The organism is Allomuricauda sp. TY007, from assembly GCF_010468565.1.
Lineage (GTDB): Bacteria > Bacteroidota > Bacteroidia > Flavobacteriales > Flavobacteriaceae > Flagellimonas.
On record NZ_WUEG01000002.1, the window covers coordinates 191,940 to 204,163 of the forward strand.

At 41.2% G+C, this 12,224-nt stretch carries 14 protein-coding genes; 5 read left to right on the forward strand and 9 right to left on the reverse strand.

Annotated features, from left to right (window positions below; translation table 11 throughout):
* Positions 1–10 precede the first annotated feature (10 nt).
* Positions 11–931, forward strand: a complete 921-nt coding sequence (locus GO009_RS02765) for a RimK family alpha-L-glutamate ligase (protein WP_163624691.1) — start codon at positions 11–13, stop codon at positions 929–931.
* Positions 932–980: 49 nt separating this feature from the next.
* Positions 981–1,976, forward strand: coding sequence for an SMP-30/gluconolactonase/LRE family protein (locus tag GO009_RS02770; protein WP_163624692.1), 996 nt, complete (start codon positions 981–983; stop codon positions 1,974–1,976).
* 4 nt (positions 1,977–1,980) lie between these two features.
* Here GO009_RS02770 and GO009_RS02775 read toward each other — a convergent pair whose 3' ends face one another.
* A complete protein-coding gene (locus tag GO009_RS02775; RefSeq protein ID WP_163624813.1) occupies positions 1,981–2,733 on the reverse strand; it encodes a LexA family transcriptional regulator in 753 nt (250 codons plus the stop codon).
* Between the two features lie 223 nt (positions 2,734–2,956).
* Between GO009_RS02775 and GO009_RS02780 the strand changes: the two genes are divergently transcribed.
* Entirely contained in the window at positions 2,957–3,709 is a 753-nt protein-coding gene (locus tag GO009_RS02780; RefSeq protein ID WP_163624693.1) for a TIGR03915 family putative DNA repair protein, read from the forward strand.
* Here GO009_RS02780 and GO009_RS02785 read toward each other — a convergent pair whose 3' ends face one another.
* From GO009_RS02785 to GO009_RS02820, 8 genes are all read right to left on the reverse strand, one after another.
* A complete protein-coding gene (locus GO009_RS02785) occupies positions 3,710–3,865 on the reverse strand; it encodes a hypothetical protein (RefSeq protein WP_163624462.1) in 156 nt (51 codons plus the stop codon).
* 46 nt (positions 3,866–3,911) lie between these two features.
* Complete coding sequence (locus tag GO009_RS02790) at positions 3,912–5,105, reverse strand: sorbosone dehydrogenase family protein (protein WP_163624694.1); 1,194 nt, start codon at positions 5,103–5,105, stop codon at positions 3,912–3,914.
* A 309-nt stretch (positions 5,106–5,414) separates the two neighbouring features.
* Entirely contained in the window at positions 5,415–5,975 is a 561-nt protein-coding gene (locus GO009_RS02795; protein ID WP_163624695.1) for a DUF4251 domain-containing protein, read from the reverse strand.
* Between the two features lie 68 nt (positions 5,976–6,043).
* Positions 6,044–6,961, reverse strand: a complete 918-nt coding sequence (locus GO009_RS02800; protein ID WP_163624696.1) for an EamA family transporter — start codon at positions 6,959–6,961, stop codon at positions 6,044–6,046.
* 98 nt (positions 6,962–7,059) lie between these two features.
* On the reverse strand, positions 7,060–7,389 hold the full coding sequence (locus GO009_RS02805; protein ID WP_163624697.1) for a hypothetical protein: 330 nt from the start codon (positions 7,387–7,389) through the stop codon (positions 7,060–7,062).
* Between the two features lie 159 nt (positions 7,390–7,548).
* Positions 7,549–8,241: an OmpA family protein gene (locus tag GO009_RS02810; RefSeq protein ID WP_163624698.1), complete on the reverse strand. Its 693-nt coding sequence runs from the start codon at positions 8,239–8,241 to the stop codon at positions 7,549–7,551.
* Positions 8,242–8,245: 4 nt separating this feature from the next.
* Positions 8,246–8,731 (reverse strand): lipocalin family protein, encoded by a 486-nt coding sequence (locus GO009_RS02815; RefSeq protein ID WP_163624699.1) that lies wholly within the window; start codon positions 8,729–8,731, stop codon positions 8,246–8,248.
* Between the two features lie 86 nt (positions 8,732–8,817).
* A complete protein-coding gene (locus GO009_RS02820; protein ID WP_163624700.1) occupies positions 8,818–10,797 on the reverse strand; it encodes a thiamine pyrophosphate-dependent enzyme in 1,980 nt (659 codons plus the stop codon).
* 110 nt (positions 10,798–10,907) lie between these two features.
* Here GO009_RS02820 and GO009_RS02825 point away from each other — a divergent pair, with 110 nt between their 5' ends.
* Both GO009_RS02825 and GO009_RS02830 read left to right on the forward strand, forming a co-directional pair.
* Positions 10,908–11,858, forward strand: a complete 951-nt coding sequence (locus tag GO009_RS02825; protein WP_163624701.1) for an isopenicillin N synthase family oxygenase — start codon at positions 10,908–10,910, stop codon at positions 11,856–11,858.
* A gap of 2 nt (positions 11,859–11,860) precedes the next feature.
* Positions 11,861–12,190: a translation initiation factor gene (locus tag GO009_RS02830; protein ID WP_163624702.1), complete on the forward strand. Its 330-nt coding sequence runs from the start codon at positions 11,861–11,863 to the stop codon at positions 12,188–12,190.
* Positions 12,191–12,224 lie beyond the last annotated feature (34 nt).

A 12,224-nucleotide genomic window follows, 5' to 3' on the forward strand; every position in this document is an offset into this window, starting at 1 on the left:
TTTCATTTGAATGAAATATGATGTTGTTGTTTTGACGGACCATCGATATGTGTCCCCCAAAAAAAGTAGCACTTATATTGAAAATGTACTTTTGGAAGACCAATTGGTTGTAGATGCATTGAAGAATAAAGGTTTAAAGGTAACCAGAAAAGCTTGGGACGACCCCTATTTTGATTGGTCGACCACCAAATATGCCTTGTTTAGAACTACTTGGGACTATTTTGACCGATTTGAAGAGTTTTCCAAATGGTTGGAAAAAGCTTCGGAACAGACCCAGTTCATCAACTCCAAAAACCTTATTTATTGGAACATTGACAAGCATTATTTGCAAGATCTATCAAACGCTGGAGTTGCCATTCCCAAAACGGTTTTTGTGGAAAAAGGCACAAAAATTACCCTTGCCGATTCTATTGCAAGCGCAAAATCAGAACATGGCTTTACAGCGAATACCTATATTTTAAAACCTTGTGTTTCGGGCGCGGCACGGCACACATACAAAGTCCAAGAAGGTGAAATTGAAAATTATGAAGCCATTTTCCAAGAATTGGTGGGGATTGAAGCCATGATGCTTCAAGAATTTCAGCATAACGTGGTTTCGGAGGGCGAAATATCTATGATGGTCTTTAATGGAGTTTTTACACATGCAGTGCTTAAAATTGCCAAACCTGGGGATTTTAGGGTTCAAGATGATTTTGGGGGCACCGTTCATGATTATTCTCCTAATGCCGAACAAGTTGCCTTTGCCAAAAGGGTTGTAAATGCCGCACCAGAACTACCCGTTTATGCTCGTGTAGATATTTTTAAAGATAACAATGGAAATTGGGCCTTGGCCGAACTGGAAATTTTTGAACCCGAACTCTGGTTTCGGCTACACCGAGAAGCAGCAGAGATTCTGGCAAAAGTTATCAAGGGGACTCTCATGCTCAATTAATATCAACTTTAATCTATCTATCTTTTTATATTTATATAAATATTTAAAAATGAAAACCTTACCCTTTCTCCTGCTAAGTATTTCCTTAGCATGTTTCGCCCAACAAAAAACCACAGGAAACTTAGTTGCCTTGGATGATGCTTTTTATGACTACTTGGATAAAAATGCAAAAATAGAAGTACTTGCCGAAGGATTTATTTGGTCCGAAGGTCCGGTATGGGTAAAGGATGGTGAATTTCTTCTCTTTTCCGATGCACCACAGAACACCATTTTTAAATGGAAGGAAGACGAAGGTATTTCCTCATTTTTAAAACCATCGGGCTACACAGGCATTTTGCCTTATGGTCGTGAGCCTGGCAGCAATGGATTGATTATCAATAATGATGGCGAATTGGTAGCCTGTGAACACGGAGACCGAAGAATATCCAAAATGCCCCTGTCAAATGGAGGAAAAGTGACAGTGGCAGACACTTGGCAAGGCAAACGATTCAATAGTCCGAATGATATTGTACAAGCCTCCAACGACACCTATTATTTTACAGACCCGCCCTATGGCCTACCCCAACAAGAAAATTCAAAAACACGGGAAATCGATGCTTTTGGAGTGTATAAAATAGATGCAAACGGCAAGGTTGATATGGTCGTGAGCAATCTTAATCGTCCCAATGGGGTAGCTTTGTCTCCAGATGAAAAAATACTTTATGTGAACCAGTCAGACCCCAATGCCCCTTACATTATGGCTTACAATATTCATCAGGACGGCTCATTGGATGAAGGTCGTATCTTTTTTGATGCAACTTCGTTGATTGAGTCTGGATTTGTGGGTTCTTTGGATGGTTTAAAAGTGGCCCTAGACGGAACTATTTTCTCTACAGGACCTAGTGGTATATTGGTAATCACTCCTAAGGGTAAGCTTTTAGGACGCATAGAAACGGGACAACGTACAGCAAATTGCGCTTGGGGTGATGATGGTACTGTCCTCTACATGACAGCGCACAACTATTTAATGCGAATTCAGACCAAAACCAAGGGGGCTGGTTTCTAAATGTTTACTTGGCTATCTGTTTTTTCAACTCCTCCATGGATTCTTGAAGCTGTTTGAGCAAGCCTGTTTCGGTAGTGGCATCCACATTAAAGGTAAGTTTGCTGCTCACCTCCCAAATTTCTTGGATTTGAAACGGTTTGATTTCGTATGGTGGATAAGTTTCATTTAAAGAAACCAAAGTAATGTTATTGGAATTTGGTTTACGCTCAATTTTCTTTACCATAACTGAATCCTGAAGTACTACTACGTACATCTTGTTTGGGCTCACATGGTCGATATGCTCAATGGACTTGGCCAAAACCCAATCATTGGGCCTTAAATTGGGCAACATACTATCTCCCTCGACCTGAAAACCTCGATAGGTGGCATTACGGAACTCGGGAATGGGCATATCAAAAGCAGGCAATTGCCTATACCAACTTGTATCCGATATGTTTTGCGGATATCCTGCAGCTGCCTTGGCATTTACCATCACCATGTTATCATTATCGGAATTGTCCACGGTGACCACTTTGGGAATAACACTGGTTCTGGAAGTATCCAAATGTTTTTGTTCACTCTCTCCAAACAACCAAAGCGGATTTATTTTGAATTGGCGCAGAAGCTCCGTTACAACCTTTCCGGATAATTTGGTTCTCCCCCGCTCTATATCGGCCGTGGTGTTCCTTACGCCCAACAATTTGGCAAATTCGGTTTGTGTATAGCCGAGTTCCCTGCGGATATCGGTAAATCGTTTTAGGGTTATTTCATTTTCCATCATCAAGTCAATAATATCATGGTTGGCATAGTCGAGACGTATTATTATTTGTTTGACAAACAAATCTCTTGATTGCACTCACCATGACAATCCATGTTCAAATATACATTTTTTGGAAAATATCCAAAAATTATCATGGAATATTTCCATTATTTGGATTATATCCATATATTTGATTGGATTATTTCCAATGTACAAATGTTTCATTTAAAAGGATACCATTATGAAACCTACAAAAACTCTGATTTATGACGGTAGTTTTAACGGATTTCTGACCGCAATCTTCATAGCTTTTGATGAGAAAATCAATGTGGCCGATATTCAAAAAAACAATCAATCCCAAAACGGCTTGTTTTCTGACACCGAAACCGTTTTCACCAATGTAGAAAAGGCCAAACGCGTTTGGAATGGTATCCGTAATAAGAGCCACAACGCCATATCCAATGTATATTTTGCTTTTTTAAGTGAAACCGAAGGTGTTGAAATGATGCTCTACACCTACATCCAAAAATTGATGCACACCAAAAACGGTAAGTATTTGGATTATTCGGATAGTACCGTCGTGTACATTGGTCAATTAGCCAAAAAAGTGGGGCGTGAAAAACACCGCATGGAAGCTTTTGTACAGTTCCAGTTGACCAAGGACGAAATCCTCTTTGCCAACATTGAGCCCGATTTTGATGTGCTACCGTTAATGTCCAAGCATTTTCGTTATCGCTACGCAGACCAAAAATGGTTGATCTATGATGTAAAACGCAAGTATGGCATCTTTTACAATTTGGACCATGTGGAGATGGTATCTCTCAATTTAAAAGATATTCACCACAATAAAACAGTAATTGCTCCCGACCAAACCCTTTGGAACGACTATTTTAAAAGTACCAACGTTGCATCGTGCATCAATCCAAAATTACACACGCAGCATATGCCGAAACGAAATTGGAAGTATTTGAGTGAGAAGAGAGAGGCGGTTTGATTATCCTCTATTCCTCTCCCCCACAAAATGGTTGCCTTTGGTCTTGAACAGCACATTAAAGCTGGTCAAACTGCCATAAACTCGGGTAATGTATTGTTGTAAATCCATATTTTCTTGGTCTTTCACTTCTTTGCTGCTATTTATTTTTTGCTCCATCACGCAAATAGGGTAAATAACAATTCCCAAGCGACTTGATACGAAGTTATCCCTTGTAGGTGACCCTATAAATAGCGTCCCCTTCATCATCGGAAATCAATAAAGAACCATCTTCCAAGAAAAGCAAATCTACAGGCCTACCAAAAGCTTCTTGCGACTCTTCGTCCAACCAGCCATCTATAAAGGGTTCGTAACTTACGGCTTCTCCATTTTCAAGCTTCACCAAGGTTACCCTGTAGCCTACCTTGGAAGAACGGTTCCAAGAGCCATGTTCCGCCAAAAACGCATGCCCCGTGTATGCTTCGGGAAACATAGGGCCTTTACCAAACTTTACGCCCAAAGCCGCTACGTGGGCCTGTAATGGCTGTACTGGTGGTACAAAATCGGAACAGGGGCGTTGGTCACCATATTCAGGGTCCTTAACGGTTCCGCCATGGCAAAATGGGTAACCAAAATGCTGTCCTACATCGGTCAACTTGTTCAATTCCCCTGGAGGCACATCGTCTCCCATCATGTCCCTGCCATTGTCGGTAAACCACAACTCATCGGTTTCTGGATGCCACGTGAAACCCACAGTGTTTCTCACTCCATGTGCCACAATTTCCCTATTGCTGCCATCGGGATCCATTCGAGTGATGGACGCATAGCGTTTATCTACCGTAGCACTATCACAAATATTGCATGGAGCTCCTACGGGAACGTATAATTTACTATCCGGACCGAAGGCGATATACTTCCAACCATGGTGAAATTCGGTTGGGTAATCGTCATAGATCAATTCGGGGTCTTGGGGACTTTCCAACTGCGATTCAATATTGTTGTACTTGAACATTCGGCTTACTGCGGCCACATACAAAGCACCATCTTTAAAAGCAACGCCATTGGGCTGTTCCAAATCTGAAGCAATGGTATAGGTTTCGTCCACTTTATAATCGCCATCCACATCTTTTAAAGCATACACCTTTCCTTCGTTTCGGGTACCTACAAACAGGGTTCCGTTTGCTCCCATGGCCATGGAACGTGCGCCTTCAATATTTTCCGCATACACATCTATGCTGAATCCATCGGGGAGGTTGAGACGATCTAATGGTAAATCACCTGTATATTCCGGTGTTTCTTCCGTTGTTGTTTCTTCGGTAGTTTCTTCATCTTTGTCATCCTTTTTTCCGTTACATGCCAAAAATGTTACCGAAAGCATCAGCATTAATATTGACCTTAAGGTCAAAGTATATATTTTCATCTTGTTTTTTAGGTATTTTGTTTCTGATTCAATAAAGCTATGATAAAATCGCGGAAACCTAAAGGTGTTTTGGAGATTTATAATATTCCATCGGAAACTGTGATTATTGTAGGTGACAATAAATACGTAGAGGACAACAATTAAATGTTCCTTCACAACAATTATTTCTTCATGGCAGTGCTACCAATGTACATTTACCTGTAATTAATTCTGAAAGTAATTTTTTCATTTTCATATAGTGTTCTCGTAAAAGAGTCTTGACCCAAGTGACAGGGCTCTTTTTGATTTAAAGCTATTTTCAATAAAAAATTACTCTTCATCCTTTTTATATTCCGAAAGATGGCCTTGATACCAAATATTGGTTCGGTGGGAACTGGAAACGGCAAGTCTAGCCTGTCCACTCGGATAGAGCTGTGCAATTACCTGAAAATTCTCGGATTCTTGGCTAATTGTAAACCGCATGGTTTTTCCAGTATCCTTTTTGTTGGAAGAGAAAGAGAGATCCTTTGGAATTCCCTCAAATTTGATTCCCGCTTTATCTGGATGGTAATACCCTCCCATTTGGCGTTCCCCAAAAAAAGGAAGGTCTGCTTTAACGCTATCGCCCACCATGCGTAAATATCCGCCCGTACCCGAAATATCTATTCGGCTGGCCGTGCTCCCGAAAGGTAACAGTCCAGCATTGGCAATGCTATTTAATCCTTGACTGGCCATGGGTTGTGCCCAATTGGCTTCAATTTTGAACTGTTGGTCGGAAATCATCCTGTCCAAAGCAGCAATCTCCTCGGGTGTTGCTTGGTTTTTACTCGATGCACAAGCAATGGACACCAATAACACTATATAAGCTCCAATTTTTACAATAAACTTCATTGGTTTGACTATTAACATCTTACAAATTACAAAATAACCAAACCAATTCCGAGACAAATAACGGTGTCTTAACGTTTAAAGCGTTCAAAAATGGCCAACGTTTTTTTAGTGTTGATAAAATACACTCCTGTTAAAAGAATCGCAGCGGCTATGATGGATTGCAGGGTAATCTTCTCATCGAGAAAATACCATCCCAACAACAGCGCTACAATTGGATTTACATAGGTAGAGGTTGCCACTTTTTCCGGAGAAACGGCCTTAAGCAGATAGTTGAACGAGGTAAAGGCTACTATACTTCCCAAAAATATAAGCAATACCATGGCCAACTGCACCTTACCCTCCCAAGCTAGTGGTGAAGTCCATTCTTCCCCGAAACCAAGGCTCATCAAACTTAAAACAAGACCTGCAAAGAACATTTGGTAGCCTGTGTTCACAAAATAATTGGTTGGCAGGTCTGCCTTTGCCACAAAAAGACTGGCGTAGGCCCAGCAGAACATGCAGAAAAAAATCATGATCATACCTACAATGGACTCTTCTTGGGCAATAATCTGTTTTTGACTTACCAATAAATAGATTCCAATTATCCCTAAAACAACACCAACAACTGACATGGGCTGAATTTTTTTGCCTTGCAGTACGCGCATCAACAAAAGTATGATAAGTGGCTGGGAAGAAATTTCCAAAGCTGCGAAACCAGTATCCACATAACGCAGGGCCCAAACTACCAAACCATTGCCAATGCTCAAGAAAAGTACTCCGGCAATTAGGGTATTCAAAAGTTGTTTTTTTGTGATTCGAAGGGATGTGCCCATGATTTTGGCCAGCAGAAAAATACAGAGACCTGCCAAGGTGAACCTGAAACTGGCCAGCATAAAGGGTTCCAGTTCCAATACAGCTATCTTGTTCAACAAATAGGTGGAGCCCCAAATCACATAAATGGCAAAAAAAGCCAGAATGACGAGAGCAGAGTTGGAGGATTTTGCCATTTTTAAGGACAGTTTAACCGCCCTGCAATATTACGTATGTTTACTGAAGTATGTAATTATGAAGCTAAATTTTGGTTGATTTTCCCGTTTGAACCGTATTATAGCGGTTTTTTTAAATCGAATATGTAGGATGCAAAGTCGCTTTCCAATTTTTTGAAGCGATTTAAATGTTCCTCAATTTCTTTGTTTTTTGCGTTAAAATCTATCTTTCGCTGTTTAATTTTGAACATGAGCTGCTTTTCGTGAGTTCTATAACTCTGGATGCTTTTGTTCAGTTCGTAAAATTTTTCGAACCGTTGGGGGCATTTAGGTTCATAAGTGTACGAACTTAGCTTTTCTGATAGGCGCTGCACCATTCTGTTGTTTCTTTCCACCCGCACCAGTAATTCTTGTTGTTGTTTAATACTATTTTGGGTGATATGTTCCATAGGCTCGCAAGGGTTTTTAACATTAACGGATTGACATCCTTTAAGTTACTAAAATTCTTATAAACTTTGGTACGGTTAACCATCTTTTAATGATTTATTTAAGATCCATAAAAAAAGCCCGGAAAAACCGGGCCTTTGCTAATTTGAATATTGAAAAAATTAATTTTCGGTCTGCTCGTAAGCCTCTTCTTTCAATTCGTCAGAGGCAATAATGGCCAATTCCACTCGTCTGTTGGCTGCTTTACCCGAAGCGGTGTCGTTGCTTTCCACAGGTTGTTCTTCGCCATACCATTTGGTGGTAAAACGTCCACTGGAAATGCCTTTGGCCACCAAATACCCGGTTACGGCTTGTGCCCTACGTTGGGAAAGCCCCATGTTGTATTCGGCTGCGCCGTCACTATCAGTATGCCCTTCCACCAAAATATTGGTTTTTGGATATTCCATAAAAATTCCGGCCAATTTGTCCAATGTGGTGGCAGAAGCTCCTTTAATGTCTGACTTGTTGGTGTCAAAATAAACACCGTTCTCACCACTAAAGGTAACGTTGATGCCCTCGCCTACCCTTTGCACTTCTGCGCCTGGGATTTCCTGTTCAATTCTTTCGGCTTGCCTGTCCATGCGATTACCAATGTAACCACCGGCAGCACCGCCAACAACAGCTCCTATAATGGCGCCAAGGGCAGTATTTCCTTTTCCTACATTGTTACCGATAACACCACCGATAACGGCGCCGCCACCGGCACCAATTGCGGCACCCTTTTGGGTATTGTTCGCATTTTTGATGGCATCACAACTAATAATAATGGTCAACGCCAAAAAAGCAGTTGCCCCTTTTAACACTATATTTTTCATGAAATTATTTTTTTGAGAATTCGTAAACAACAGTAACGGGCTGTCCGTCAACTGATACATTGGACTTAAGCGTCATGGATTGTTCGGATAGGCTAACAATGTTCAAGCGGTATCCATACCCTCCGGAAATATCCTTTCGCTTATCATCAATAAACTTAAATTGAAGTTGGCTCTGATAGTTTTGTTGTGGCTCCACCACGGACCATCTAAAAAAACGGTCGCCACCTTGACAAAGTGAACTTTGGGCAATAGTATAGCGCCCTGTACTGTTATTGTCGCGGAAAAACCATTCGCTATCCTCAAAGCAGATATCCTCTGCATCGTTGAAAATAACGGATTTAAAGTTTCCAGTGTTGTTTTCGTAATAAACATTGTCCAAGTTCCAAGTTCCACTGAACAAGTTTCGCTGTGTTCTGGCACTTTTGGAAATGGAACACGATGAGAATAGAAGTCCCATCGCTGTAATCAATAAGAGTGATCGTTTCATCATAAGTATTAAGTTAATGTTCTAAAAATATACGTTTGGGGACGTGTTTATGGTTGTTAAATTATCAAAAAAATGTTAAACGACTGATATTAATACTGATACAATTCAATTAATTCGGTTTCAAATCGGTTTTTTGGTAAATAATTGGCTTCAAGTGGTTTTGCAAAGGGTACTGGAGTTTCTAAACTGCCAACTCTTTTTACGGGAGCGTCCAGAAACTCAAAACAGTTTTCCATGACCAAGGCCGATATATCGCTGGCAATGCCTCCAAATAAGGTGTCTTCTTGAAGTAGGATCAATTTCCCGGTCTTTTTTACCGAATTGAAAATAGTTTCGGTGTCCAATGGTTGAAGCGTTCGCAAATCAATCAAATCTGTATCAATTTCAGGGTGTTTTTCGAGAATCTCCAAAGCCCAATGCACGCCTGCACCATAGGTGACCACAGTTATGGAGTTCCCTTTCCTTAAAAGTTTGGCCTTGCCAAACGGCAAGGTGTAGTAATCTTTAGGAACATCGCCTTTAACACTTCGATACAACCCTTTGTGCTCAAAAAACAGCACTGGATTGGGGTCGTTAACCGCTGTGGCCAACAATCCTTTGGCATCATAAGGAAATGCGGGGTATACCACTTTGAGTCCGGGGGTTTTGGTGAACCAAGCTTCATTCGTCTGGGAATGGAATGGCCCCGCCCCTACACCGCCGCCGCAGGGCATTCGAATGACTACATCGGCTTTTTCGTTCCAACGATAATGCACTTTTGCCAAATAGTTGACAATAGGGTTGAACCCAGAACTCACAAAATCGGCAAACTGCATCTCTACAACAGCCTTCATTCCGTTAATGGACAAACCCATGGCTGCGGAAACGATTGCAGACTCACAAATGGGTGTATTCCGTACCCGACTTTTTCCAAATTTGGGCACAAAACCTTCGGTAATTTTAAAAACACCCCCGTAATCCGCAACATCTTGCCCCATAATAATGAGTTCGTTGTGGCGGTACATGGATTGCTCCAATCCTTGGGAAATGGCATCAACAAATCGAATGTTTTCAGATTCATTTGATTCAGGTTCAATATTCTGATAGTTAAATTCTTGGTAAACCTCATTTAATTCTTTAGTTTCATTTAGGGAAACTTCAGGTTCATCAAAAGCAAGCTTCAAATTGGTATTGATTTCCTCAGAAATGTCTTGCTTGATTGCCTCAATATTTTCCTCTGTAAGCACCCCTTCTTCCAATAGAAAACTTTCATAATTGGAAATAGGGTCTTTCTTTTCCCATTCCTTCATCAACTTATCTGGGACATATTTGGTTCCGCTTGCTTCTTCGTGCCCACGCATCCGAAACGTTTTGAATTCCAAAAGCACTGGTCGCGGCCTCCTCCGAATGGCTTTGCACAATTCATCTACTTTTGCGTACACTTCCAAGATATTGTTGCCATCAATAATTCTGGACTCAATGCCATACCCCTTGGCCCTATCCGCCAAATGTTCGCAATTGTATTGCTCGTTGGTCGGCGTGGAAAGCCCATAACCATTGTTCTCAATACAGAACAATACGGGCAAGTTCCAAACAGAGGCCACATTCAAGGCTTCGTGAAAATCCCCTTCACTGGTGGCGCCCTCTCCCGTAAAAACGGCAGTTACCCGCTTCTTTCTCCGTAACATATCGGCCAAAGCAATTCCATCGGCCACTCCGAGTTGAGGCCCCAGATGCGAAATCATGCCAACAATTTTATATTCTTGGGTGCCAAAATGAAAACTTCGGTCCCTACCTTGGGTAAAACCGTTTTGTTTTCCTTGCCATTGCGCAAAAAGTCGGTTCAAAGGAATGTTTCTTGAGGTAAACACCCCAAGATTTCGATGCATGGGCAGAATATACTCACTTTCCTTAAGTGCCTTTGCAACACCTACGGAAATAGCCTCCTGCCCTATCCCACTAAACCATTTGGAAATCTTGCCTTGCCGCAGAAGAATCAGCATCTTCTCCTCTATCATTCTCGGCTTCAGCATACCTTTGTACAAATCCAGCAACTTTTCGTGTTCCAAGCTGCCAACATGATATCTCATACAATAAAATTCTGTCGGTTAAAAGTAGTAAAAAGCCCTTCAAAACACCTTAAATTTTAAAAACCTTCGGCATTATTCCCTATTTTTGGTCTAACATCAAAGATGACAATATGAGTGCTATTCCAAGTGTAGACCTGAAAGACTTTGTTTCGGGCGACCCAAAAAGAAAAGAAAAGTTTGTCAAAGAAATAGGCGCTGCGTTCGAGGATATTGGTTTCGTGGCCCTGAGCGGACATTTTTTGTCCGATGAATTGGTCGAAGACCTATATTCAGAAATAAAAAAGTTCTTCAACCTACCGCAAGAGACGAAGGACAAATACGAAATTGAAGGTATTGGAGGACAAAGAGGATACACTTCCTTTGGAAAAGAGCATGCGAAAGGCAAAAAAGAAGGTGATTTGAAAGAATTTTGGCATTTCGGTCAATATGTGGAAGACAATCCGGAACTGGAAGCTGAATACCCAGATAATGTTATGGTTGAAGAACTTCCAGATTTTAATCGAGTTGGAAAGGAAACCTATAAAATGCTGGAAAAAACCGCAAAATATGTGTTGCGAGCATTGGCTTTACATTTGGATTTGGAAGAAACCTATTTTGATGATTACATAAAAAATGGAAACTCCATTTTAAGGCCCATTCACTATCCGCCAATTACCGAAGAACCTAAGAACGCCGTCAGGGCTGCCGCACATGGCGATATCAACTTGATCACCTTATTGATGGGCGCCCACGGAAAAGGTCTTCAAGTTAAAGATCATGAAGGAAACTGGGTAGATGCCATTGCCCAACCCAACCAATTGATGATCAATGTTGGGGATATGTTGTCTAGACTTTCCAATAACAAACTAAAATCCACCATCCACCAAGTTGTAAATCCTCCGAAGGAGCTTTGGGGCACATCGAGGTATTCCATTCCGTTTTTTATGCACCCTGTTAGCGACATGCCTCTTGACTGCTTGGAAAATTGTATTGATGATGAGCATCCCAAGGCTTTTGAGGATATTACCGCAGGAGAGTATTTACACGAAAGATTGATAGAACTAGGACTGATCAAAAAGTAATTATGGATTTAGGAGACCAACTCAAAAATTTATTCCCCGACCACGTTCCAGAAGAGGAACCCGACAAGGAAAAGGAGAAATCCCCATATTGGTTGCAAGACAATCCCATTATCTGTAAATACGAAAAGCGCAAAGGCAAGCCCGTGACCATTCTGGAAGGCTACAACGGTGCGGACAGTGACTTCAAAAAATTGACAAAAGACCTGAAAACCCTTCTGGGCGTGGGCGGTAGTTTTAAAAACGAAGCCATTATTATACAAGGCGATTACCGGGATAAAATTATGGACTTCCTAAAGGAAAATGGCTTTTCGGTGAAGCGTGTGGGCGGATAACTGCTAATTCTTCAAAAAATCAGAATTGGTTTTT